A 22,985-nucleotide genomic window follows, 5' to 3' on the forward strand; every position below is an offset into this window, starting at 1 on the left:
TTGAGTGCACAGTTGGCGCTGTCATATGAGTCAGGCCTCACTCATATGAGTTAGGTCGTCCTCGAGCCCCTCCGGGTAGACCCAGACAGCGGGGTTTTCGACCTGCAGGCAGAGCCCGGACTGGGGGCATTTGAAGTGGCTGGGCAGGACCGGACGGGCCTCGATGGTGACCTCGCCGGTGTCCGGATCGACCTCCTCGACAGGCGCGCCGAACTGCATGCCTTCTACGCAGAGATAGCCGAACCGAGACCGGGTGACGGGGAAGCCGAACCCCGAGGGGTCGCGCAGGAACTTCACGAAGCCCTTGGTCGCCAGCACGCTGAGGCGCTCGCGGATGGTGTGCTTGCTGCCCAGACCGCCCCGGTTCTCGAAGGTCTCGGCGAACTGCATCGCGGTGTAGAGGCGCTCGCTCGCCGCCTCATCCAGCAGCATGCCGAGGATGACATCGTGCTTGCGCAGCCGCTCGGCATCGAGCTTTGCGCCGACCTCCTTGCGCACCAGGCGCTCGTTCAGCGGGTTCAGCTCGACCCACTCGCCCTTCACCTTGTCGATCAGCTTGCCCGGCAGCGCTGGTCCGTTCCGCAGCTCGATCTCCAGCCTGCGGACGGTGCTGTCCTCGTCGGGCCGGTGCATGAGCAGCCCTGAGGTGTAGAAGCCGCGCAGCGCGCTGGCGCCGGAGAGGGCGAGGAAGGGATCGTCCTTGACCTGATGCTTGCTGGCCTTGCGGGTGTGGTGGGCGAGGATGACGCCCGCGTCCGGATTGACCGCCTCGCGCAGGAGCTCGACCCGGTCCTTCAGGAAGAACATCATGGCGGTGTTGTCATTCTCGCCACCGCCCTCGGGGCCGCCATCGAAGAGATTGCGGATCGGGTCGATGACGATGATGTCGGGCGGCGCGTCGGGGAATGCGGCCCGGATCGCCTCGGTGACGCGGGCGACGCCCTCCGCGTCGAGCAGCAGCTTCAGCTTGGGCGTGGCGATGAAGGTGTCGCGCGCGGCGGCGATCACGGCGGCGGGCAGCGCGATCTGCTGCATGCGCTCGCGCAGATAGTGATACTGGATCTCGGCCTGCAGATAGAACACGCGCAGCGCCCGGGGCGGCATGAAGCCGAGGAACGGCACGCCCGCCGCCATGTGCACCAGCCAGGAGATCAGTAAGTCGCTCTTGCCGACCTTGGGCGCGCCGCCAAGCACGAGGAGTCCGCCCGGCGTCAGCACGCGCGGCCCGATGACGTCCTCGGGCATCGGGCTCGTGTCGTCGAGGAGAGCGCCGAGGCTGAAGGTCGGCAGCGGGCTGGCCGGGGCATCGGCGTGGGCTGCGCGCAGGAGCGGCGGGCCGTTGCGCTTCACATGCAGCGCCCAGAGACGTTCGGACTCGGCCTGCAGCCGTTCGAGCGGCCAGGAAGGGCGCAGCATGGCGGCGTTGTAGCCGCAGATCGCCTCCCAACCCGCGAAGGGGTCGAGGCGGCCCTCGTGCACCAGGCGGACGTAATGGCCGATGGCGGCGCTGGCCCCCTGGAACCGGGACCAGTCGTCGACCGCGCCTTCGCGCACCGGGGTGGTGAGTACCGCGTCGATGCCGGGCTTGGCCTGCGGGGCCGAGACGTCGCTGGCGAAGCCCACGCCGGGCAGCGGCGGCATCTCGGCGACCTTTTCGGCCAAATCCGCCAGGTCGACCTCGACGTCGCGATGCTCGCGGATCTGCACGAGGCGCTGGTGGCCGTGCTTGTGATAGACCGTGCCCGGCACCCGGATCGGCTGGTGCGCCGAGCGGAAATGCGTGTCACCGCCGACCTTCACCGCGATCTCGCCGCGCAGGCGGCAGAGGGTGGCCAAATCCTCGCCCTCTGCGGGTTCGGTCAGTTTCCACCAGACATGCAGCTTCGCCGCCCCCTCGGGCGTGCGCCCGCCGCTTTCGATGATCAGCGTGGGCGGGCCGAGGTGGCGGGTGACATGTCCCAGCTTCGCCGGGATGTCGCCTGCGTCGAGATCGACGACGATGGCCTGCATCTGCAGCACGTCGGCGGCGCGGGCCTGGCCCTGTTCCTCGACCGTGCCGGGGATGACATAGACTGCCGCCCCCTCGCGGTTCGCCCACGCGGCGAAGGTCGCGAGCTTTCCCGGCGCGGTGTCGTCGGCCGGGATCCAGATGTTGTGCGGCTTGCCGTCCCGGCCCTGACCCTTGTCGACGAAGCCGCGCAGCGGGATCAGCCCCTCGCACCAGCTGAACACGGTGTCGAGGAACACGGCGATCTGCTCGGGGTCGGGGTCGCAGCCGAAGGGGTTCTCGGACGGCGGCCCGTCGTTGAAGTCCATCCACGGGTTGAAATGCAGGATGCTGTCGTCGCTCATGCCGGCAGCCCCCAGCAGCGCTCGGCCCACGGGCAGAAGCGACATTCGAAGAAGTCGGGCGTGGTCGCGACGCGCGGCAGCAACTCGCCCGCATCGGTCGCCTGCAGGATCCGCACGCCCCGGTCGGACATGCGCTGCGCGAGATCGGCGTCGAACGCGACCAGTTCATGGTGCATCTCGGCCGTGTCCTTGTTGATAGCGGTGAAGAGCGCGGGCGCTGCCGAGATGCCGGGGACCGTTCCTTCCATGTAGGCCTGATAGAGTGCGATCTGAGCGGCGTAGACCGGCTTCGACTTCGTGACACCGTCCTTCACGCAGGCGCGCCAGTTCTTTGCGTTCATCGTCTTGCATTCCCAGAGAGCGGGAACGGCCAGCTCGAAGCCTTCGGGCCCCGCGGCGATGATGCCGTCGACATGGCCGCGGATGCGCCCGCCCGCGACCGAGAAGCCGAACTGGCCGCCATCGGGCCGGTTGCCTTTCCGCGTGTAGAGGTCGAAGCCCGCGCCGCGCAGCCAGGCGACCGCCAAGTCCTCGAGCGCGTGGCCGATGGCGAAGATGCGCAGCGACTGGCCGCTGAAGTCCTGGCCCTCGTCCTTCGGCGTCGCCGTGAACTCGAACTGCAGGGCCCGCTCGCAGGCATGGCCGAGGCGCGAGCCGCCGAGATAGTCGCGGGGCGGCCGCATGGCCTGATCGGCGGTGAGCGCATGATCGACGGCGGTGTTCACCCGATCGGCGAAGCTGGGGCGATGATTGTAATCGAGGGTCAAAACGGCACCTCCGGCGTCTGCGCCCGGACGATGTCGGACATGGCCTCGCGGAAGCCCTCGACGGCTTCCTCGATCAGCGCGCGAACCTGCGGCTCGGTCAGATCGGCGAGCGGGGTGGCCCAGCCGATCTCGTCCATCAGCAACGCCACGCGCTTCATGGTGGCGGTGATCGCGGCGCGCTCCTCCTCGGTCAGGTCAACCATGGCGAAACGCTCCCGCGCCCAACGCGTCCAGAAGGACTGGCAGGACATCGAGCAGAACCAGACCGAGGGCCGGGGCCGCTTCGACCGGTGAGGATCGAACCAGCCAAAACCACGGGTGGGTTGCCGGCAGACAGCACAGAGCGTCCCACGCGGATGCCAGAGCCGCCGCCGGTCCTCGGCGGTGATGGGGGTGGATGTGGACATGGGTCATGCCGCCCTCCGTTCGGGAGAGGCCGCCGTGTCTATCAGCTGGCGGATGGCGCGCTTGTTGAAGCCGAAGGTCATCAGCGCCGAGGCGCGGTAGCGCGTCAGGCCGAAGTCATGGCGGCACTCGGGCGGCAGGTACTGGAGCTGCTTTTCGGTCGGCGGCTGGCGCAGCCAGGAGCGGGTCTTGAAGGCACTTTCGTCGGTCTCATGGGTGTTCAGCCAGTCGTCTGCTTGCGCGAGGCAGACGGTGCGCTCGCCGACGCCCAGCAGATGCGGGCGTTCGCCCTTCGCGCCGCCGATCGCGTACCAGACTCCGTCCAGCCAGAAGATGCCGCCCCAGGCCGCGAAGCCCGTGGCCATCAGCGCGTCGTCCGTGCCGTAGAGGTCGACCCAGGCGAAGCTGGACCGCTTCAGCAGGTCGATTTCGGTCATCATGAAGCCCGACAGCGGCGCGGCACCGCCGCCTTCACCGGCCTCTTCGTCATCCCGCGGGAACGCCTCCCCGCAGAGCGGGCATTCGGTGGCGGCGAGCGGGATCTCCGCCTCGCAAGCAGGACACGTCTTCGTCGGCGCCTCGCCGGTTTCGGTCTTGCCGTCGAGATCGACATCCTGTTCCAGCGTGCCGTGGATCAGGCTGGAGGTGCCGAAATCCAGCACGACGCAGTCGGTCTTGACGATGCCGGGATATTCCTCGGGATCGACGGTCCGCAGGCCGCGCCCGACCATCTGGATCATCGTGGACTTAAAGGAGCTGGGCCGCAGCAGCACGACGCAGGAGGTGGGCGGATGGTCCCATCCCTCGGTCAGCACCGCCACGTTGACGACGACGCGGATGTCCCCCGCGGCGTAGTCGGCGAGGATCGCCTTGCGGATCTCGGCCGCCAGATCGCCGTGGATCAGGGCGGCGGAAACGTCCGCCGCCCTGAAGGCGTCGGTGACGTGTTCGGCGTGCGCGACGGTGGAGCAGAACACTACGGTCTGCCGGTCGCCTGCCTTCTCCTTCCAGTGCCGGATCACCTCGTCGGTGACGGGAGCGCGGTCCATGATGCCCGCCACCTCCGCCATGTCGAAATCCGACATGGTCTTGCGGACCGAGCGCAACTCGTCCTGCACGCCCACGTCGATGACGAAGGTGCGGGGCGGCACCAGGTGGCCCGAGGCGATCAGTTCGCCCAGACGGACCTGGTCGGCGACATTGTCGAAGACCTCGCGCAGGCCCTTCCCGTCGCCCCGGTTCGGCGTCGCCGTGACCCCGAAGATGCGGGCGTCGGGATTGGCTTCGCGCACGCGGTCGATGATGCGGCGATAGCTGTCGGCGACGGCATGGTGCGCCTCGTCAACGACCAGCAGGTCGAGACGCGGCATGTCGGCAAGGTTCGAAGCCCGCGCCAGCGTCGGCACCATGGCGAAGGCGACCTGGCCGTTCCAGGATTTCTCCGTGGCGTCGATGACCGAGGTGGCGACGCCCGGCACCACGCGCTGGAACTTGGCGCGGTTCTGCGCCGTCAGCTCGTCACGATGAGCCAGCACGCAGGCCTTCGCGCCGTCGCTGATCATCTCGCCGGTGACCGCCGAGAGCATGATGGTCTTGCCCGCACCGGTGGGCGCCACGCCCAGCGTGTTGCCGCGGGAGGCGAGCGCAGCCACGCTGCGCTCGACGAAGGTCTTCTGGCGGGGGCGCAGGCGCATGGCCGAGCCCCCCTTACTGCGCCCAGCTCGGCCGACCGGCGGCGCCGGGGGCGGACGCGGGCTGGCCGGGCTGGGTGGTCGTGGTGGGCTGCTGCGCCGCGTGCCCCTGCGCCGGGGCGGCGGCGACCTGCGGCGCGACGGTGCCCATCAGCGCGGCATAGTCGCGATGATCGGGGGTGACCGCGGCACGGATCTCGTTCTTGTCCTCGCCGTTCGTGTCGGTGCCGATGTCGATGCGGGCGACGAACTCGACGCCGTCGAGATCGCCGAAGCCGTTGATGCGGCGGCGCGCCTGCGCCTCGGGGGAGTTGTCCTTGTCGGACACGCCGCGCGCCGAGTTGAGGATACCGCGGATCAGGCCGCGCCCCATGTTCGCCCAGTCCGGGCCCTTCGGGCTGTAGAGGCCGATCAGCGACCAGACCTTGCGGCGGGCATAGGGCCCCTCGAGCACTGTGTATTCGGCGTCGAGATAGACGGCGCCGGTGGCGGCGCGGCGCGCCCAGCCGCCGGTCCAGCCCTGCGAGGGGTCGTCGAAACCGCCGGGGCGGATGGTGAGGCGCACCTTGGCGAGCGTGCCCTTCGGGATGACGTTGGTGTTGGATTGGGCGGAGTTGAAGTCGTTCCAGGGTCCGGACATTGCGCGGCTCCTTTCAGTTGGAGGATGGGACGCGCAGCGGCGTCAGAAGGGAAAAGCCACCCCGGCGACCGGATCGGGACACCGGGCGTGGCGAGAGGCGCTCAGCCATGGCCGGGCTCCTGCGCGGGCGCGGGATCGGCCGGGGTCACCGGCGGCCAGGTCAGGCGTTCGGAGGCTGGCGCCGCGGGGCACTGGATCTTGTCCATCAGCCGGCCGAGATGCGGGGCCTCGACCCTGTCGAGGCGACCGGAGCGGTCCTTGGCCGGATAGCCCCAGGGGTTCAGCGTCTGGCAGACGAAGGCGCGCTGCGGCTGGCCGTTGGCATCGGCGATGTCGGCCATGGTGATGACCTGATCTACGATGCCCGGCAGCTCGAGCCCGGTCTTCGAGCCGTCGATCTGCGGCTGGAAGACCTTGCGATTGAAGTCGTCGAGCCGCTCGTCGAGGATGCCCACGAACCAGACATGCTTGCCGCGCGTGTGCTGCAGGTGGGTCAGCCAGCCGATCATCTCGCGGCCGTGCAGACCGTAGGCGCCACGGATGTCGGGCTTGCCGGTCTTCTCCGAGAACGCCTCGGGCTGCCCGCGGCACCACTGGAAGCAGAGCCGCCCGGCCACGGTGATCGAGTCGATGAAGACGGTCTCGTACTTCCCGATCACCGCCGGGTCGCCGTAGCGCCCGCAGACCTCGTCGAAATGCGCCTGGCTGTAGGGCTGGTCCTCGCGCAGCGCCGGGTTCGGCCCGCCGATGAACACCGCGAAATCGCGGCATTCCTTCCAGGTGCGGGGCCGGAGCGTATCGATCTCCAGCCCCTCGACCGCCAGATCCCCGGCCTCGAGGTCGAGGAAGAGCGTGGTGGACGCGTTCAGCGTCCAGAGCAGGCTGGTCTTGCCGATGCCGGATCGGCCAAAGATGACGCCCTTGATCCCCTTGCGCTGCGCGAGCCGTTCGTCGGCGCCGATGATGGGGAGGGACATCACTGGCCCTCCTTCTTCATCACTGCCGCGGCGGCGCGATCTGCGCCGATGCACCCGGCCTCGCGGGCCAGCTTGTAGAGGCGCTTCAGCGCATCGGCGCGGCGGTAGGCGACTGTGCTCTCCCGCTCAGCCTCCATGATCGCGAAGGCGATCTCGTCCACGGTCGCCTCGACGACCGGCAGCGGCTCGCGCGGCTCGTCACCGGCGCGCTGCGGGAGGGCGATGGCTTCAGGGAGGTCTTCGAGGGCGTAGCTCGCGGCGCGAAGACGGGTGATGTCGTCCAACTGGTCCGGCATGGCTTTTCTCCGTGGGATGAGGTGATCGAGGAGGCGCATCACGCGGCCTCGCGGACGTCGGGCGCGGGCTCGGCGACGTAGATCGCCAGCAGCGGCGTCCCGTCGGCATGGGCGCCGGCGTCCTCGATCTGATAGTTGCGGTTGGGCTCGCAGACCTCGGTCAGCTCCCAGCGGCGATAGAGCCCCGGAAGACGCCTGAAATCCTCGAGCGACAGATCGGCAGTGCGGTTCATGCGTGTCTGCTTTCGGTTGGAGGGAAGGCGCTCGGGGCACTCGAATGGGAAAAGCCACCGGCGGGACCGCATCGGGACATCGGCTCAGGGGATTTCCTGAAGGGCGTCGTGCAGCCGGCGCATGGCGCGCTGGTAGCGCTTGCGAGCGGCGGCCTCGGTCAGACCCAGTTCGGCTCCCGCCTCGGCTTGCGAGAAGCCCTCGATCGCCACGCGGATCACCAGCAGGGCGTCATCGCCCAGCAACTTTCGCACCGCGCCGTTCAGCCGTGCGTACCCGGCCGCGCCGATCCCGCTGTCACCGCTGTCCGCGACCTCGTCGGGATCGGCGCCGCTGGCGAGATGTTCGCGGGTCTGGTCACGCTGGTGCACGCGGATCATGTCGCGTTCGACGTTGCGCAGGACCGTGGCCGCGATCCAGTTGACGCGCCCGAGGTCGAGCCCGCTGACCGCCTCGGTGGTGCGCGCCAGAACATCGGACGCAACCTCGTCGGCGGTGCCGAGCCTGCGCCAGAGCGACCGGCGGCGGATGGCGTCGAGGCCGGGCCAGAGCGCCAGCAGCAGCAACGTCAGCGCACAGTCGGACGCGGGCCCGTCGCCCTGCGCCGCTCTGACGAGCGCGGAGAGGATCACGTTCTTCTGGCCCTGATCGCCGGTCGTGCCGTGCAGCCCGTCCAGCAGGGCCGCCGGATCCCGGAACGATGCGAGGGCGGCATTCGCATGCCGGACGCCGTCGAAACTGCGCTGAAAGTGAAGGTTGGAGGATGAATGCATGAGGTGATCACGGATCTCGTGCCACGCGAAGGACATCGGACGCCTGCCTTGCGGCCAGGCGTCCGGCGCCTTCTCGTGGCCAGGTCAGGACGTCGCGCGTCTCTGCGATTTCAGGGGGTTGGGTGAATGCGCGCGTCAGCGCGCGGGTGCGGTCGCGTTGTTCAGCGTGCCGCAGCCGCGGCAGGTCGCCTGAACCGGGAAGCCCACGAGATACTCGTGCCCCCGCGCGAAGCGCAGGTGCATGCGGCCGTCCCGGCAGACGCCGAGCAGCTTGTCACAGCGCGTGCAGCGCCATTCCGAGTTGAGGGTGGTGGGCTTGGTCGTCGCGGCGCCGGACCAGCTCGTCTGGGCTGCCTGGCGCGAGGGGAAGGGAGTCGGCATGAAAGAGCTCCTCTATATGGAGCCCTTCCAATAATCAGCGGTTTGTTAGACCGTCCCGCCCGAAACCCTAGATGAACTCTAGATCACGCGGGGTCGGTCGCCTCGCCGAGACGCCAATAGCGATTGCTCGAACCGTGCCGGATGTAGGTCGGATGAGCCTTCGCCCATGCGCCGGAAGAGAACAGCTGTCTGGGATTGTCAGACCCCATCCCGTCCATCAGGACCTTGGTCAGCCGCTGGCCTGTGCCATCGGTCGCCGCTTCAACAAGGCTTTCGAAGAGTTGGATCTGGCCCGCGCCGTCGAGCGTGAGCGGCTCGAGCCCAGGGATGATGAGCGTCGCAGAGCGAGGCGTGTGTCGCACAACCTGAGCGACTTGCGCAGAGGTCGCCAGCGTTCGGTTTGCCTCGAAGCGCCGGGCCATTTCCTCTCGGTCCAGATCGCCGAAGCTTCCGTCGTTCAGCAGCAGGTCGCGCAGCGCGATAACGACGTTCGGCCCGAGGAATTGCGGCGGCTCATCGGAAACGGCGAGTACGAGGCCGGGGCCCGCTGTATGCCGCGACCGAAGCGCAGTTTCCACACTCTCGCGGGCTTTCAGATCGGCAAGGCGGCGCGCCAGGTAAAGCGGGACCTTTCGCTCACCCAGTGCCATCGGCCCAAGCGAGACGACAAACTCGTTGATGGTTTCGATGTTTCTGATGCCGAGAGAGCCAGCTATCGCCTTGAGGATGGTTTCGGCGAGCCATGCTCGATCGATCCCGTACTCGATCGCATTGGTGTCGAGACGCAATCCGTCCGCCTCCCCAAAGGAACCGGTTTGTCGAACCGTCCCTGGCTCCGGACCCGCTTGCTGCTCAACTTCGACAACCTCATCGTCATCCTCGGCGAGCCCAATCACCTGCCGCCCTTTGCGGGCAATCAATCTCGCACTCACCAGACGGGCTGGATCGACCCCCGCGGAGCTGAAGAACGCACCTGCAACAGTGTCGCCGGGCAGCTCGTACAGCGACAGAAGAAAGCCGAACCACTGAGCCCGTTCCTGATCGGTGAGCGTCCGCAGGTTCTGCGTAATACCCCAGTGTTCGAGCAGTCGGAACCCGAGGTCCCGAAGGAACGGATCGCGCATGCTCTGCACGTCCGAACTGCTGCCATCCGAGATCGAGACCCGGAAGGTTCCCTCCTTTCCGTCCGATCGACGGGTGTAACCAATTGCGATGGCGATTTTTGTGAAGCCGAAACTCCGGATCAGGTTGGCTGAATTGGAGACGTATTTCTGGACAACTTCCTCCATCTTGTCCTTTATGGTCACCTTGATGTTCAGCCTTCGGCCCCACGAGCCGAGGCGGACCTCGGCCTCGACTACCGCCGCCATCGTGATCTCGACGTCCTCGAGATCCGGACAATCCAGATCGAAGGAAGACCTGAAGCGTTCGAGGTTGAATTCCCGGCGGGTCAGCGGTTTGGCCGAAGGCGGGCGCCCTAGAACGACCTCCGCGAAGACCTTAGAGGTCTTTTCGCGAACGTCGCTGCTGGCAGACGCGACCTCGATTTTCTTCAGCTGGGGTGTGTAGATCAGGACAGCCTCATGCGAGGGCCTGTAGTAATGGACGGTCCAGCCCCCTTCCTCGCGATGATTGTCGATACTCGACAGGGGCCCGGGATGGCGCAGGGCGACCATGAAGGACGGCGGATAGTTGGCGGTCTCGGGCAATTCGAGGACGGACGCGGTGACCTTGCCCTTCAGTCCCAGAGCATCCTGAACAGCGTCACAGAGCTTCTCGTCAGGAATTGCGTCTGTGTCGGCAACAGAAGCGTGGTCGAAGTCCACTTCGCAGCATGTGTAGTACGTCCGCCGTTCTCGATAGCGCCGCGCGGCATAGAAGCTCTGGGCGTCGTGGAAGTGAATCGGGAAGACCGTGCGCATCCAGATGCTCTTGCACAGCAGGTCAGGCTGGGACTCATACTGGTCGTAGTCGACATTCTGCAGCCGTTGGCCCGCAACCGTTTCGAGTGAGGTCGCTCCCTTGTCCTGGCCCATGTCGAGCAGAGCGCCAGCGATGCCTTCAAGTAGCCCGATGATTTCCTTGTCCTCCGAACGCAGGTACGCACTCAGCGCTGCCTTGCCTTGATCATCGGGCGTGCCCTCAGTGATTTCCGGCGGAGCGAGAAGAGTGTCGTCGGGCCGTTTGAAGCTGGCGAGAAATTGCCGGACCAGCGCCGCCGGGGCGCCCTGAAGGATACTTCCGAGGTTCGGTCCGAATTCGCTCTTCTTACGCGCCATGAACTCACCTCAATGAACTACTGCTGTCGATTGATTCAACCTGCGATAATCATGGACAAATCCCTGATCGGCAAGCCTTGATGTTCTCTTCCTGTTCGCATTTCCGCATCCCGTTCCGCTGAGATGTCCCGTCCCGGGCGGCTGGGTGGCTTTTGATCGGTAACAGCACCACCGATCACGGCTACCAAGACATGAAACGACCCAATCCGCTCCCGCCCGACCAGATGACGCCCGCAGAACGCCGCGCCGAGCTGTGCGGCCTGCTGGCGCTCGGCCTCGTTCGATTGCGGATTCGGGACGGGGGCGAAGTATCTGACGACACCGGAGAAAGTTGCCTACACTATCCGCCCGACCAATGCCGTCATGCAACTCCAACTCACCGGAGAAATGCATGAACAAGCCCGATCCCATCCCCGCGCGCCTGGCCGCGCTGAAGACCACGGCGACGCCCGACCTGAAGCAACAGTGGCGCGACCTGTTCGACAGCGAGCCGCCGCCGTTCAACCGGCGCTACCTTGAATCCCGCCTGGCCTACCGCATCCAGGAGCTCGCCTATGGCGGGCTGAAGCCCGAGACCATCCGGCGGCTGGAACGGCTGGGCGAGGAACTGGACGGCGGCGACAAGAAGAAGCGCGGAATACGCCGCGACCGCGACCGCCCCATCACGGGCACCCGCCTCCTGCGCGAATGGCAGGGCGTCGAACAGGTCGTCACCGTCACCGCCGACGGCTTCGAATGGCAAGGGCGGCCTTACAAATCGCTGTCCGCCATCGCGCGCGCCATCACCGGCACGCGCTGGAATGGCTGGACCTTCTTCGGCCTCAAGAACCACAGGTGGCGGAGATGACGAAGCCGCCCGAGAAATCGAAGGTCGTCCGCAAGCTGCGGTGCGCGGTCTACACCCGGAAATCCTCCGAGGAAGGGTTGGAGCAGGAGTTCAACAGCCTCCACGCCCAGCGGGAGGCCTGCGAGGCGTACATCGCCAGCCAGCGCTCCGAGGGCTGGGTGCTGGTTCGCGATCAGTACGACGACGGCGGCATCTCCGGCGGGACGCTGGAGCGCCCCGGCTTGAAGCGGCTGCTGGAGGATATCGAGGACGGTCTGGTCGACGTTGTCGTGGTCTACAAGATCGACCGCCTCAGCCGCTCGCTCGCCGACTTCGCCAAGCTGGTCGAGGTGTTCGACCGGAACGGCGTGACATTCGTCTCGGTGACGCAGAGCTTCAACACGACGACCTCCATGGGCCGGCTGACGCTGAACATCCTGCTCTCCTTCGCCCAGTTCGAGCGCGAGGTGACGGCCGAGCGCATCCGCGACAAGTTTGCCGCCAGCCGCAAGAAGGGGATGTGGATGGGTGGGGTGCCGCCCTACGGATACCGCGTCGAGAACCGCAAGCTGGTGGTCGACGAAGACGCCGCCGAGCAGGTGCGCTGGATCTTCGCCCGCTTCCTCGAGATCGGCTCCGGCACGATCCTGGCCCGGGAGGTCGAGGCGCGACGCATCACAACGCGGGCCGGCAACCGGATCGACAAGAAGTACCTCTACCGGATGCTTAGCAACCGCGCCTACATCGGCGAGGCGGTCCACAAGGGCGAAAGCTATGCCGGCGAGCACGACGCGATAATTGACGGAGCGACATGGGACCGCGTCCACGCCATCCTGCAGGAAAGTCCCCGCAAGCGCGCCGCCCGGACACGCGCCGACACGCCCGCGCTACTGAAGGGACTGCTCTTCGGTCCGGACAGCGCGGCCTTCTCTCCGACGCATACCCGCAAGGGCGACAGGCTCTACCGCTACTACGTGAGCCAGACGGTGCTGAAGCACGGCGCCGGTTCATGTCCGGTCGGCCGAGTGCCTGCGGGGGAGATTGAGGCCACCGTCATTAACCAGCTGCGCGCCGTGTTTCGCCAGCCTGAGATCGTGGCAGGAACGTGGAAGGCGGCGCGCTCTCATATGGCCGGCATCACCGAGGCCGACGCCCGCGCAGCCTTGCAGCAGCTCGATCCGCTGTGGGACGACCTATTCCCCGCCGAGCAGGCGCGCATCGCGATGCTGCTGGTCGAGCGCGTGGACATCGGCACGGATGGGCTCAACGTCCGGCTCCGGATGGACGGCCTCGGAGGGCTCGCGCGCGAGATGCTGTCTGGCAGCATCGGAGCAGCGGCATGACCCGCGCGACGGCGGTCCCCGAGACGGTCACCATCCACGTGCCATTCCGCGTCGTGAAGCGCGGAGGGCGTAAGGAGATGCAGATGCCAGACCGCGTTCGACCGGAGCGCATGCCGGACAACACGTTGGTCAAGGCGCTGGCACGCGCCTTCCGGTGGAAGCGCATGGTGGATAGCGGGAAGTTTGCCACCATCGCCGAACTGGCCGAGCGCGAGGGCATCGCGCCGTCTTACATGACACGCGTCCTGCGCCTCACGCTGCTTGCACCCTGCATTGTGGAGGCGATCCTGAACGGGCGGCAGGACCCTGCGGTGACGCTGGCGCGGCTTATGGAGGGGGTTCCGGCGGACTGGTGCGACCAGCACCATCGTTTCGGCTCGCAACCACCTGGGCGGTGGAAGGACGGAGCAAAGGGTGCGCCGGGCATTGATTCTCTAAACGCGGGCAGAGAACATTCCGGCTTGCTCACGTCAGCAACGCCACAGATGCCGCTCGCTAGTCAATCTGCTTGGCAGCGAGATAGGAACGGACTAAGAACAGACGAGTAGCGAACGCCGAGGCAGGGAACATGCGAATGAGTTTAGGAGCTGATACCGTCAGAGATCGGCACGGGCTCGAAGCGTCCGACCAGCCGAATGGATTCACGGTGGTCGATCTCTTTTGCGGTGCTGGCGGAATGTCGGAGGGGTTTCGTCAGGCAGGATTCGCGGTTTTGGCTGGAAGTGACAACGACCCGGATGCGCTGGCAACCTTCTCAGCGAATTTCCCTGAGTCTCAAGCGATCTTGGGCGACATCCGCATCGACGCGGTTAAGGAGCAAATTCTCGACGCAGCACGCCGCGCGACCGTCCTCGTAGGAGGGCCCCCATGCCAAGCGTTCTCGCAAGTGCGCAATTACAGTCGGATGATCGATGATCCGCGCAACGCCCTCTATCGTGAATTCGTGACTGCACTTCGAACTGCCCTTCCTCCCGCGTTTGTTATGGAAAACGTGACGGGCATGGATCAAATGGGGGCGCGAGAACAAATCCTCACGGATCTCTCACTCAGTGGTAGGTACGATGTCCGCGCACAAGTAGTCGATGCCGCGAATTTCGGCGTACCGCAAACACGCAAGCGTCTCCTATTTATCGGAACCCGACGCGGAACCGGGATGTCAGCTCCAGTTCTAAATGGATCAGGGGCAACTGAATCTGTTGTGCTGGCCCGCTTTACTGGCGACCGCAGGCCGCGCTACCAACTAGTGGTTCAGCAAAATCTCTTGAGTATGCGACTAGCGGAAGCTCTTCATGATAGCGAAGATCTGACCGCGGTCACTGCGGCCCAAGCAATTTCTGACCTCACCGAACTCCCGGTTGGCAACCGACACGATGAGATCGATTGGAATCAATTGCCAGCGCCCAGCAGCGCCTATCAGCGATTGATGCGAACCCAGACATCTGGAATGGCGGTGAATCTTCAGGTGCCGCGATTGAACAAGGACACCGAACTGCGGCTGCGAGGCATTCCACAAGGTGGGAACTATAGGGATCTACAGGAGGAGCTCCTGGGCCGATACCTAACGGGTCAACGTTGGGGACAGTCCAACGGAAGCGGGCGGCTTTCCAGAAAGCACTTCTATGCCTATCGAAGGCTTCATCCTGCGCTTTGGGCATGGACACTGAACACAAAGGCCGACTCCGTCTATCACTACGAGGTCCCGCGCGCCTTGTCGGTGCGCGAGATGGCCCGACTGCAGTCGTTTCCTGACCGCTTTCTGTTCACCACTGACCCGCGGCGCGGGCCGCTTGAAGGGCGCCATGATGGCGGCCCCGCACATTCGCGATATCGGCAAGTCGGCAACGCGGTCCCTCCGCTCCTAGCTGAACGGGTAGCGCAAAGTCTGTTGATTGAGTTAACTGCCTCTCGTGCCCAAGAAGGGATTCGCACGAAGGCGGGGTGATGGATGGATGAGGAGGGCCTCCTCAAGTCAGAAGCGAGCGCGACAGCAGACAAGAGGGCGATCGATCGGGCCTTCGGGGCGGAAAACCGAAACAGGCTGATTGACGAGTACTTCGAGTCTTCGGCCGCACGAGGGGTGAACCCGGGAAATGCGTGGGAGCACGTCTACCGCTTGCTCCTTTGGTCAGATCCGACCACCGGTCTCGCACACTGCTACGAGAGCGACAAATCGCAGCCAGGAAAACCTTGGTATGCTCGGTCTTTGGCCTTTCATGACTGGCTGTGTCGAGCGTTGAGCATCGAACCGGATGAGTTGTCGCACGAGATCGACTGGCTCTTTCTAAAGGCTTGCTCAGACTTGGCCGACGTCCTCTTGCGCAGAGAGGCGAAGCTCGCCGAAGTCGCTGCGCAACAGCGCGAACCTTATGGCGACCGCAGCTTCCCGGAACCCGGAGCAGATCCTGAACTGGCTGCAATAATAGAAGAGACGTTGAGGCCGTATCTGGCGCGAGATGTGCAGGAAGAGGTTTGGAACGCCCTCACTCAGAAAGTGCGCCAATTCCTAGCTGTGCAGAATAAGCGTAAGAACCTAGTTGGTGAGGGCTTCGAGGACGTACTTGCCCAAGTAGTGCGTCGCGCTTGCGATGTCCCAGCCGACGCGATCCTCACGCGGAGTCTTCTTTACGAGATCCCCGGGTTCAACCGGGCTCGGCAAGGCGCAAAGGAAAACAAGGTCGACCTCGCAATTGTTCGGCCGACGATGCGTACCTTAGTGACAGCGAAGTGGAGTGTCCGAGCAGATCGTGAGAAGCAGTTCACCACTGAGTACGACGAATACATCAATGCCGAGTCAGAGAACAACAAGTTCCAGTACGTCTTTGTGACAAACGAGTTTGATCCAGCCCGGCTAATGCGAGCGTGCGAAAATCTGCATCGAAACAGCTTGATGTTCGACTACGTGGTGCACATTAGCCCTGAAGCCGTTCGGGCTGCCTACGGGGAAGGGCAAGCGAATGGCGGGCGCATGACCGGAACTCAACGCCGAGTCATCAAGAACATGGAAAGTGGGCGCCTCATCAGTCTGGAACAGTGGCTTCAAAATCTCTCGGGTCAGTAATCGAGCGGCTGCCTGTCCATGGATAGAATAACGTCGACACGCCGAAGCGCAAACATGCGTGCGATCCGGTCGAAGCATACGAAGCCCGAGTTGACCGTTCGCAGTGCTCTACGAGCGGCAGGCCTTACGGGCTACCGCTTGCATCGACGTGATCTGCCCGGTCGTCCCGACATTGCGTTTGTGGGCCGGAAGAAGGCCATCTTCGTTCACGGGTGTTTCTGGCACGGACACGATTGCCGGGAGGGAAGCAGACGCCCTCGTTCGCGCCAAGAGTACTGGCTCCCTAAGATTTCGGCGAACCAGACGAGAGACGCCCTTCATCATCATCAACTAGCGGCGGCGGGATGGGAGATCCTGGTCATCTGGGAGTGCGAGACACAGGAAGCGGCTTTGATCGACAGGTTAAAGGCGTTCGTCAGCGAAGCTCCGGTGATGGAGGGGACTGTACGCGGCTGCTGAAATAAACCCGCAGTTCGATTTCGGTCCCAAGCAAACCAGAGGGTACTCCAGTCGAACTTCATACCTGCTGCGGGGCATTTGCCAACGAAAGCAGGATCTTACCGGTTCTTCACCAAATTGGCGCAGGCAACAGGTCCGGAGACTATCGGCCCCGAGAGAACGCTTCCCGGCCTCCCGACGCAGAGGCGAGTGAACAGCCCTTCCCGCATAACCTTCGAAAACAACGGAAAAATCCGGCCGCAGCCGGATCGGGAGAACGCTTTCGCTGGGGCAAATGGCGGAGCGAGAGGGATTCGAACCCTCGAGACGGTTTCCCGCCTACACACTTTCCAGGCGTGCGCCTTCGACCACTCGGCCACCGCTCCAGCGCCGCCCTCATGCCCAAAGGGCGGGCGGAATGCAAGGGCGGGCGGGCCGGCGGAATGCGGGCGGCCGCGGGCACGGGGGCGTGCATTGCACCCGGCCCGGCGCGGTATCATAGTCGGAGCCCGTGACCGCCCTGCCCGCTTCCGAGGCCCGATGGACGACCGACGCCTGCAGCGACCCGACACGGCCGTGCCGCTGAGCCCGCCCGGCCCGGCCGCGCCCGAACCGGCGCGGCTGGCGGCCGGTGCGCTCATCGTCATCGCCTTCGCGGTCGTGCTGTTCCTGCTGGTGCAGGCGCGGTTCCTGCTGATCTCGCTCGCGGTCGCGATCATCCTGTTCTCGCTGACCTCGGACGCGATCAGCTTCATCGCGCGGCAGCGCGTGGGTCCCCTGCGGATCCCGAACTGGCTGGCGAGCCTGGCGGCGGTGGCGTTCCTCGCGGCGCTGATCCTCAGCCTGACCTCGATCATCATCGCGCAGATCAACACCGTGCTCGTCACGACCCTCGCCTACCTGGAGCAGGCGCCGCAGGCGGTGGCCGGGATGGTGCGCTGGCTCGGCGACGACGCCGAGGCGGCGGTGCTGAACTCGCTGCAGACGATCGAGATCGGCGGCTACATCCGCACCATCGCAGGCTCGGCCAGCGACCTGATGCAGGGCAGCGTCCTCGTCATCCTGTTCGTCGGCTTCCTGTTCGCCGAACGGGTCTGGTTCAACGCCAAGCTGATGAACTTCGTCGGCGATCCGGCGCAGGCGGACCGGGTGGGCCGGATCATCGGCAGCATCATCCACCGGGTGAACCGGTACCTGCTGGTCAAGACCGGCGTCAGCCTCGTCACCGGGGCGATGGTCTATGGCGTCGCCCGCGCCTTCGGGCTGGAGCTGGCGATGGCCTTGGGCATCCTCACCTTCATCCTGAACTACCTACCCAACATCGGCTCCATCGTCGCGACGGTGCTGATCGCGCTGGTCGCGCACGTGCAGCTGGGCTCGGCCGGGACGACGGCGTCGATCTTCGTGATCTGCACGCTGATCCAGTTCGTGAACGGCTCGATCATCGATCCGATGCTGATGGGCCGGGCGCTGCGCCTGTCGCCGTTCGTGATCATCTTCGCGCTCGCCTTCTGGGGCGCGGTCTGGGGTGTGCCGGGGATGTTCCTGTCGGTGCCGATCATGGTGGCGATCATGATCGTGTGTTCGGAGATCCCCGCCCTGCGCGGCGTCGCGATCCTGCTGTCCCGCGAAGGGCTACCCGAGCCCGAGACGCGGCCCGACCCGGGCCTGCTGGCGCGGCAAGAGGCCGCGGAATAGCGGCCTAGCGGCGCAGGCGTCCGGTGCGGATCAGGATCGCGCCTCCCGGGACCGGCAGCACCGCGATGTCCTCGGCGTAGTACTGGAAGCTGTCGGCGTTGCGGATCACCAGACCCGGCTGGCGGCGTGCCTCGCTGGAACAGACCGAGCGGGCGTAGCAGTTGTCGTCGGTCCCCGCCACCGCCTCGAAGTGGCTGAGCTCGTGGATGATCGTGCCCTCGCGGGTGCCGTTCTCCATCTCGTCGGCAGTGTTGTCGTACTCGAACATGCCGGGCAGGAAGTGGAAGGACGGGCACAGGTAGATGCGGTAGGGCTCGTCCCGGTAGACGTAGGCGTAGGTGCCGTCCTTGCACCCGTCGAAGCCGTCGTTCATGCAGATCAAGTACAGCTCGTCCCGCAGGAGAGCGTCGTGCACCGCCTTCAGCGAATTGCGGACCTCCTCGGCGTTGCGGGCCGAGTAGCGGCCGAACCAGCGGCCGTAGGTCTCGTCGTCGCCCACCGCGGCGGCGGCGGCGGCCGACATGGTGAGCGCGCCGTCGACGGCGGCGTGGATCCGCTCCATCTCGACCTTGGTGCAGGTCTCGAAATCGAGGGCGCGGGCCGGGGCGGCGGGGAGGAGTGTCGCGAGAACCGCGACGCAGGCGAGAACGAAGCGCATGTCGAATGACCAGCAAGAACGTTGGCCGACGCTAGCACTCGCCCGGTCGCCGCATCAACTGGCGAGGTGGAGGGCCACGCGCCGGTTCTGCTTGCCCTTGTTCTCGACCTTGCCGATGCGGAGGGGGCCGATTTCGCCGGTGCGGGCGACGTGAGTGCCGCCGCAGGGCTGGAGATCGACCGTGGCGTCCCCCTCGCCGATCCGCACCAGGCGGACCCGGCCGGCGCCGCGGGGCGGCTGGACCGACATCGTCTTGACGAGGCCGGGGTTGGAGTCCAGCTCGGCGTCGGTGATCCACTCCGTCGTCACCGGCAGGTCGCGGGCGGCCAGTTCGTTCAGCGCCTCCTCCAGCGCGGCGACGTCCTCCGGCGGCTCGGGCATCGCGAAGTCGAGGCGGCCCTTGTCCGCGCCGATGGCGCCGCCGGTGACGGGCAGCGGGATGACCACGGACAGCAGGTGCAGCGCGGTGTGAACGCGCATGTGGCCGTGGCGCCGGTCCCAGTCGATGCGCTGGGTGACGCACGCGCCGACGGGCGGCAGGTCCGCGCCCTCCTCCGGCACCAGCGCGATGCCGCCGTCCGCCTTCACCGCCGTCGCGATCCGCGCCGTGCCGCCGTCCCAGGCGATCGCGCCGCTGTCGCCGGGCTGGCCGCCGCCGGTGGCGTAGAACAGGCTGCGGTCGAGGATCAGCCCGCCCTCGGCGGTCAACGCGGTCACGGTGCCCTCCGCCTCGCGGGCGTAGGGGTCGGTCAGGAACAGCGTCTCGGTCATGTCTCGCCTCTCAGCGTCTGAGGGTTGCGCAGCCACAGGTCCCGCTGCGGGAACGGCACCTCGATCCCCGCCTCGGCGAAGCGGCGGGCGATCTCGTGGTTCATCTCGGACTGCACGTTCAGGACGAAGTTCACGTCGCGCAGGATGGCCCGGATCTCGAAGTTCAGGCTGCTGTCGCCGAAGGTGCGGAACAGGATCGTCGGCGGCGGCGTGAGCACCACCATCGGATGCGCCTCGGCCACCTCGCGCAGGATCGCCGTGACCTTCTCGGTATCGCTGCCGTAGGCGACGCCGACCGGCACGATCACCCGGCCGACGAGGTTGCCGCGGGTCCAGTTCGTCACCTGCCCCGAAATCAGGTCGGCGTTCGGCACGATCACGTCGGTCCGGTCGAACGTCTCGATCCGGGTGGACCGGACCGAGATGTCGCGGACGTAGCCCATCTGGCCGTTCACCTCGATCCAATCGCCCTCCGAGATCGGCCGCTCGATCAGCAGGATGATGCCCGAAACGAAGTTCGAGACGATGTTCTGCAGGCCGAAGCCGATGCCGACCGACAGCGCGCCGAAGATCACGACGAGCGAGGAGAGGTCGAACCCGGCCGAGATGACGGCCAGCAGCGCGGCGGCGAAGATGCCTAGATAGCCGGCCCCGGCCACCAGCGCGTTGCGCGCGCCGATGTCCATGCGCGTCCGCGGCAGGAGGACCGAGCGCAGGCTGCTCTGGATCAGGCGGGTGATGCCGTAGCCGAGGGCGAAGACGATGACGAAGGTCAGGAACTCGGTCGGCGACAGGCGGGTCTCGCCGATCTGGAAGCCGGCGCGGAAGCGCGACCACAACTCGGCCAGCTCCTCGGGGCGGACGCCCCACAGGATGGCGATCATCGGCACCGCGAGGATCACGAGGACGCCGCCCAGGATCACCGGGATCAGCGAACTCTGCCCCGCCTCGGGGCCGGCGACCGCGACGTACAGGTCGAAGACCAGCTTCTCGATCAGGATCAGGATCGCGAGCAGCAGCAGCGTGTTCGTCGTGTCCGAGATGACCGCACTGCCGGCGGCGGCGTAGCCGACGAGCAGCAGGAGGCTGCCGACGACGGCCGCGACCATCGCCACCCGCGCGACGAGGGACAGCAGCGCCCTGCGGAACGCCGTCTCGGCCAGCTCCTCCTCGCCGCCCGACTGGGCGCCGTCGAGGAAGTCGCGGGCGACGAGGAACAGCAAGGCGGCGATGGCGAGCCGCGGCCACATCAGGATGAGTGCGGCCGCCGCCGGGTCCGCCTCGCCGATCCGGCCGATGGACGCCAGAAGGACGACGATGGCACTCAGAAGCCCGATCCAGACGATGCGCCGCCGCACCCGGCGCCGCCGCTCGGGCTTGAAGTCGAGCGGGACCGGCGCGTCCGCCTCGGGCGCGAACAGGCTGTCGGCGACCCACAGCGCGGCGAAGTAGTTGAGGACCGCCCAAGGCACGTCCTGCAGCACCTCGGACAGGAGCGGCCCCGGCAGGCGGCTCACGATGATTCCGCCGATCAGCAGCGAGGCGCCGGCCGTCGGCAGCAGCAGGTAGCCGAGGGAGGCGACGATCCGCGCCACGTCCCCGGCCCAGGCGGTGCGCGCCGTGCTCCACCCCACCGCGCGGCGGGTGAGGCGCAGTCCGAATGTCAGCAGGACCAGCCCCGCGACCGCCAGCAAAAGCGCGCCCGGCACGGCGCCGTCGGGCGGCGTGACGCCCCCGGCGAAGCGGGCCGCGGTCTCTGTCGCCAGCGTGTCCACGCGCGATACGACAAGCGCGCCCGCCGCGCCCCAGGCCGCGAGGTCGAGGACGGTCGGCAGGCGGTCGAACAGCCGCCCCATCGCCTCGCGCCGCAGCTGGGCGTCGATCTCGGAGATCAGGCCGCTCGCCTCGGCCGCCGCCTCGGCGGCCAGCAGGCGCGGCGCACGCAGGTCGGCCAGCCGGCCCTGCAGGGCGGCGCGGCGCTCGGCGATGCGTTCCGGCTCCTCCCCCTCCTCGGGGGGCGCGCCGAGGGCGTCGAGCTGCGAGGCGACGGTCTCGATCCGTCCGGCATTGGCGTCGCGCCCGGCGAGGAACTGGTCGCGCCAGCTCACCAGCTCGGCCCGCAGGCGCTCCAGCCCGAAGGACGAGCCCTCGCCCTGCTCGAGGATGGCGGTCGTGCGCTCCACCACCTGCCGCCACTCGGCCCGCTCGGGCGCCAGCGCTGTCTGGCCGGCGGGGCCGACGACCTCGCCCGGGGGAACGTCCGGCGGCACGTCCTGCGCGGCGACCGCCCCGGCGAGCGCCAGCAGCAGCGCCGCGACCAGCGCGGCGAGGCGGGCCCGGATCATTGGTCCTCGAACACTCCCGGGATCGACTGCGGCGCGCGGTCGAGCCACGAGGGTGTCGGCAGGCCCTTGGACTTGAGGAAGTCGATGTTGAACAGCTTGGACTGGTAGCGGGTGCCGTAGTCGCACAGGATCGTCACGATCGTGTGCCCCGGCCCCAGCTCGCGCGCCATGCGGATCGCGCCCGCGACGTTGATGCCGGACGAGCCGCCGAGGCAGAGCCCCTCTTCCGCCAGGAGGTCGAAGACGATGGGCAGCGCCTCGTCGTCGGGGATCTTGTAGGCCATGTCGGGCCTGAAGCCTTCGAGGTTGGCGGTGATCCGCCCCTGCCCGATGCCTTCGGTGATCGAGTCGCCCTCGGCCTTCGCCTCGCCCTCGGTGTAGATCGAGAAGATCGCCGAGCCGCCCGGATCGGCGAGGCCGATCTTCACGCCCTTGGGCTGCAGCGCCATGCCGACGCCGGCGAGCGTCCCGCCGGTGCCGACGGCGCAGACGAAGCCGTCCACCTTGCCATCGGTCTGCGCCCAGATCTCCGGCCCCGTCCCGTCGATATGCGCCTGCCGGTTCGCGGTGTTGTCGAACTGGTTCGCCCAGATCGCGCCATTGGGGGCGGATTTCGCCAGCTCCTCGGCCAGACGGCCGGAGTAGCGGACGTAGTTGTTGGGGTTCTTGTAGGGCGCGGCCGGCACCTGGATCAGCTCCGCCCCGGCGAGGCGGATCATGTCCTTCTTCTCCTGGCTCTGCGTCTCGGGGATCACGATCACCGTCTTGAAGCCCAGCGAGTTGCCGACGAGGGCGAGGCCGATGCCGGTATTGCCGGCCGTGCCCTCGACGATGGTCCCGCCGGGGCGAAGCTCGCCCTTCACGATGGCGGCGCGGATGATGCCGAGGGCGGCGCGGTCCTTCACCGACTGGCCGGGGTTCAGGAACTCGCACTTGCCGAGGATGGTGCAGCCGGTCTCTTCCGAGGCGCGGCGCAGCTTGATCAGGGGCGTTTTGCCGATCGCGTCGGCGAGGTCGGACTTGAACTGCATGGGGCGCCCTCCGGGTTGTCCGCTC

Annotated in this window: 22 protein-coding genes and 1 tRNA gene; 7 read left to right on the top strand and 16 right to left on the bottom strand. The window is 66.6% G+C overall.

What is annotated here, in order from left to right; genetic code table 11:
* Positions 1–30 precede the first annotated feature (30 nt).
* The 11 genes from A37W_RS0113905 to A37W_RS0113960 form a co-directional block, all read right to left on the bottom strand.
* Positions 31–2,352 carry an AAA family ATPase gene (locus A37W_RS0113905; protein WP_156169311.1) on the bottom strand — a complete coding sequence of 774 codons (2,322 nt, stop codon included), beginning with the start codon at positions 2,350–2,352 and terminating at the stop codon, positions 31–33.
* On the bottom strand, positions 2,349–3,119 hold the full coding sequence (locus A37W_RS0113910; protein ID WP_018303648.1) for a PD-(D/E)XK nuclease family protein: 771 nt from the start codon (positions 3,117–3,119) through the stop codon (positions 2,349–2,351). Before A37W_RS0113910 ends, A37W_RS0113905 begins: the two co-directional genes overlap by 4 nt.
* A complete protein-coding gene (locus A37W_RS0113915; protein WP_018303649.1) occupies positions 3,116–3,322 on the bottom strand; it encodes a DUF6511 domain-containing protein in 207 nt (68 codons plus the stop codon). The genes A37W_RS0113910 and A37W_RS0113915 overlap by 4 nt, the downstream gene beginning before the upstream one ends.
* Before the next feature lie 207 nt (positions 3,323–3,529).
* Positions 3,530–5,218, bottom strand: a complete 1,689-nt coding sequence (locus A37W_RS0113925; protein ID WP_018303651.1) for a DEAD/DEAH box helicase — start codon at positions 5,216–5,218, stop codon at positions 3,530–3,532.
* 13 nt (positions 5,219–5,231) lie between these two features.
* A complete protein-coding gene (locus A37W_RS0113930) occupies positions 5,232–5,855 on the bottom strand; it encodes a hypothetical protein (RefSeq protein ID WP_018303652.1) in 624 nt (207 codons plus the stop codon).
* A 101-nt stretch (positions 5,856–5,956) separates the two neighbouring features.
* The gene (locus A37W_RS0113935) at positions 5,957–6,832 is read right to left on the bottom strand and encodes an ATP-binding protein (RefSeq protein ID WP_018303653.1); all 876 of its coding nucleotides are present in this window, start codon (positions 6,830–6,832) and stop codon (positions 5,957–5,959) included.
* Complete coding sequence (locus A37W_RS22005; RefSeq protein WP_018303654.1) at positions 6,832–7,128, bottom strand: hypothetical protein; 297 nt, start codon at positions 7,126–7,128, stop codon at positions 6,832–6,834. The genes A37W_RS0113935 and A37W_RS22005 overlap by 1 nt, the downstream gene beginning before the upstream one ends.
* 38 nt (positions 7,129–7,166) lie before the next feature.
* Positions 7,167–7,361 carry a hypothetical protein gene (locus A37W_RS22010; protein ID WP_018303655.1) on the bottom strand — a complete coding sequence of 65 codons (195 nt, stop codon included), beginning with the start codon at positions 7,359–7,361 and terminating at the stop codon, positions 7,167–7,169.
* Between the two features lie 84 nt (positions 7,362–7,445).
* On the bottom strand, positions 7,446–8,168 hold the full coding sequence (locus tag A37W_RS0113950; protein WP_018303656.1) for an RNA polymerase sigma factor: 723 nt from the start codon (positions 8,166–8,168) through the stop codon (positions 7,446–7,448).
* 99 nt (positions 8,169–8,267) lie between these two features.
* On the bottom strand, positions 8,268–8,513 hold the full coding sequence (locus A37W_RS23835) for a hypothetical protein (protein ID WP_040754038.1): 246 nt from the start codon (positions 8,511–8,513) through the stop codon (positions 8,268–8,270).
* Positions 8,514–8,596: 83 nt separating this feature from the next.
* Complete coding sequence (locus tag A37W_RS0113960) at positions 8,597–10,792, bottom strand: hypothetical protein (protein WP_018303659.1); 2,196 nt, start codon at positions 10,790–10,792, stop codon at positions 8,597–8,599.
* A 391-nt stretch (positions 10,793–11,183) separates the two neighbouring features.
* Between A37W_RS0113960 and A37W_RS0113965 the strand changes: the two genes are divergently transcribed.
* From A37W_RS0113965 to A37W_RS23375, 6 genes are all read left to right on the top strand, one after another.
* Positions 11,184–11,639: a DUF2924 domain-containing protein gene (locus A37W_RS0113965; protein ID WP_018303660.1), complete on the top strand. Its 456-nt coding sequence runs from the start codon at positions 11,184–11,186 to the stop codon at positions 11,637–11,639.
* Positions 11,636–12,961: a recombinase family protein gene (locus tag A37W_RS0113970; RefSeq protein ID WP_026198504.1), complete on the top strand. Its 1,326-nt coding sequence runs from the start codon at positions 11,636–11,638 to the stop codon at positions 12,959–12,961. Before A37W_RS0113965 ends, A37W_RS0113970 begins: the two co-directional genes overlap by 4 nt.
* Positions 12,958–13,509: a hypothetical protein gene (locus A37W_RS24705; RefSeq protein WP_018303662.1), complete on the top strand. Its 552-nt coding sequence runs from the start codon at positions 12,958–12,960 to the stop codon at positions 13,507–13,509. Before A37W_RS0113970 ends, A37W_RS24705 begins: the two co-directional genes overlap by 4 nt.
* 98 nt (positions 13,510–13,607) lie before the next feature.
* Positions 13,608–14,903, top strand: a complete 1,296-nt coding sequence (locus A37W_RS23365) for a DNA cytosine methyltransferase (RefSeq protein ID WP_026198505.1) — start codon at positions 13,608–13,610, stop codon at positions 14,901–14,903.
* 3 nt (positions 14,904–14,906) lie between these two features.
* Positions 14,907–16,019, top strand: coding sequence for a hypothetical protein (locus tag A37W_RS23370; RefSeq protein ID WP_081617140.1), 1,113 nt, complete (start codon positions 14,907–14,909; stop codon positions 16,017–16,019).
* A gap of 18 nt (positions 16,020–16,037) precedes the next feature.
* Positions 16,038–16,478, top strand: a complete 441-nt coding sequence (locus A37W_RS23375) for a very short patch repair endonuclease (protein ID WP_018303664.1) — start codon at positions 16,038–16,040, stop codon at positions 16,476–16,478.
* A 275-nt stretch (positions 16,479–16,753) separates the two neighbouring features.
* On the opposite strand, the gene A37W_RS0113990 is transcribed toward A37W_RS23375, so the two are convergent.
* Positions 16,754–16,843 (bottom strand) — tRNA-Ser (locus A37W_RS0113990).
* Positions 16,844–16,997: 154 nt separating this feature from the next.
* On the opposite strand from A37W_RS0113990, the gene A37W_RS0113995 reads away from it, so the two are divergent.
* Positions 16,998–18,155, top strand: a complete 1,158-nt coding sequence (locus A37W_RS0113995) for an AI-2E family transporter (RefSeq protein ID WP_018303665.1) — start codon at positions 16,998–17,000, stop codon at positions 18,153–18,155.
* Positions 18,156–18,159: 4 nt separating this feature from the next.
* On the opposite strand, the gene A37W_RS0114000 is transcribed toward A37W_RS0113995, so the two are convergent.
* Genes A37W_RS0114000 through A37W_RS0114015 form a run of 4 tightly spaced genes read right to left on the bottom strand, consistent with a single transcriptional unit; the run spans position 18,160 to position 22,960 of the window.
* Positions 18,160–18,813: a M35 family metallo-endopeptidase gene (locus A37W_RS0114000; protein WP_018303666.1), complete on the bottom strand. Its 654-nt coding sequence runs from the start codon at positions 18,811–18,813 to the stop codon at positions 18,160–18,162.
* Positions 18,814–18,867: 54 nt separating this feature from the next.
* Entirely contained in the window at positions 18,868–19,584 is a 717-nt protein-coding gene (locus A37W_RS0114005; protein WP_018303667.1) for an alanyl-tRNA editing protein, read from the bottom strand.
* Positions 19,581–21,929, bottom strand: a complete 2,349-nt coding sequence (locus tag A37W_RS0114010) for a mechanosensitive ion channel family protein (RefSeq protein ID WP_018303668.1) — start codon at positions 21,927–21,929, stop codon at positions 19,581–19,583. The genes A37W_RS0114005 and A37W_RS0114010 overlap by 4 nt, the downstream gene beginning before the upstream one ends.
* The gene (locus tag A37W_RS0114015) at positions 21,926–22,960 is read right to left on the bottom strand and encodes a cysteine synthase A (RefSeq protein ID WP_018303669.1); all 1,035 of its coding nucleotides are present in this window, start codon (positions 22,958–22,960) and stop codon (positions 21,926–21,928) included. Before A37W_RS0114015 ends, A37W_RS0114010 begins: the two co-directional genes overlap by 4 nt.
* Positions 22,961–22,985: the final 25 nt, after the last annotated feature.

The sequence above is a fragment of the Wenxinia marina DSM 24838 genome (assembly GCF_000379485.1).
GTDB lineage: Bacteria > Pseudomonadota > Alphaproteobacteria > Rhodobacterales > Rhodobacteraceae > Wenxinia > Wenxinia marina.

Excerpts from the sequence above, each read along its gene's own strand:
- A37W_RS0113935 (WP_018303653.1), bottom strand. The coding sequence starts at position 6,832 with ATGTCCCTCCCCATCATCGGCGCCGACGAACGGCTCGCGCAGCGCAAG.
- A37W_RS0114015 (WP_018303669.1), bottom strand. The coding sequence starts at position 22,960 with ATGCAGTTCAAGTCCGACCTCGCCGACGCGATCGGCAAAACGCCCCTG.
- A37W_RS0113950 (WP_018303656.1), bottom strand. The coding sequence starts at position 8,168 with ATGTCCTTCGCGTGGCACGAGATCCGTGATCACCTCATGCATTCATCC.
- A37W_RS0113905 (WP_156169311.1), bottom strand. The coding sequence starts at position 2,352 with ATGAGCGACGACAGCATCCTGCATTTCAACCCGTGGATGGACTTCAAC.
- A37W_RS22005 (WP_018303654.1), bottom strand. The coding sequence starts at position 7,128 with ATGCCGGACCAGTTGGACGACATCACCCGTCTTCGCGCCGCGAGCTAC.
- A37W_RS0113925 (WP_018303651.1), bottom strand. The coding sequence starts at position 5,218 with ATGCGCCTGCGCCCCCGCCAGAAGACCTTCGTCGAGCGCAGCGTGGCT.
- A37W_RS0113965 (WP_018303660.1), top strand. The coding sequence starts at position 11,184 with ATGAACAAGCCCGATCCCATCCCCGCGCGCCTGGCCGCGCTGAAGACC.
- A37W_RS0113930 (WP_018303652.1), bottom strand. The coding sequence starts at position 5,855 with ATGTCCGGACCCTGGAACGACTTCAACTCCGCCCAATCCAACACCAAC.
- A37W_RS0114005 (WP_018303667.1), bottom strand. The coding sequence starts at position 19,584 with ATGACCGAGACGCTGTTCCTGACCGACCCCTACGCCCGCGAGGCGGAG.
- A37W_RS23835 (WP_040754038.1), bottom strand. The coding sequence starts at position 8,513 with ATGCCGACTCCCTTCCCCTCGCGCCAGGCAGCCCAGACGAGCTGGTCC.
- A37W_RS0113970 (WP_026198504.1), top strand. The coding sequence starts at position 11,636 with ATGACGAAGCCGCCCGAGAAATCGAAGGTCGTCCGCAAGCTGCGGTGC.
- A37W_RS0113960 (WP_018303659.1), bottom strand. The coding sequence starts at position 10,792 with ATGGCGCGTAAGAAGAGCGAATTCGGACCGAACCTCGGAAGTATCCTT.
- A37W_RS23375 (WP_018303664.1), top strand. The coding sequence starts at position 16,038 with ATGGATAGAATAACGTCGACACGCCGAAGCGCAAACATGCGTGCGATC.
- A37W_RS24705 (WP_018303662.1), top strand. The coding sequence starts at position 12,958 with ATGACCCGCGCGACGGCGGTCCCCGAGACGGTCACCATCCACGTGCCA.
- A37W_RS0113915 (WP_018303649.1), bottom strand. The coding sequence starts at position 3,322 with ATGGTTGACCTGACCGAGGAGGAGCGCGCCGCGATCACCGCCACCATG.
- A37W_RS0114010 (WP_018303668.1), bottom strand. The coding sequence starts at position 21,929 with ATGATCCGGGCCCGCCTCGCCGCGCTGGTCGCGGCGCTGCTGCTGGCG.
- A37W_RS23370 (WP_081617140.1), top strand. The coding sequence starts at position 14,907 with ATGGATGAGGAGGGCCTCCTCAAGTCAGAAGCGAGCGCGACAGCAGAC.
- A37W_RS0114000 (WP_018303666.1), bottom strand. The coding sequence starts at position 18,813 with ATGCGCTTCGTTCTCGCCTGCGTCGCGGTTCTCGCGACACTCCTCCCC.
- A37W_RS0113995 (WP_018303665.1), top strand. The coding sequence starts at position 16,998 with ATGGACGACCGACGCCTGCAGCGACCCGACACGGCCGTGCCGCTGAGC.
- A37W_RS22010 (WP_018303655.1), bottom strand. The coding sequence starts at position 7,361 with ATGAACCGCACTGCCGATCTGTCGCTCGAGGATTTCAGGCGTCTTCCG.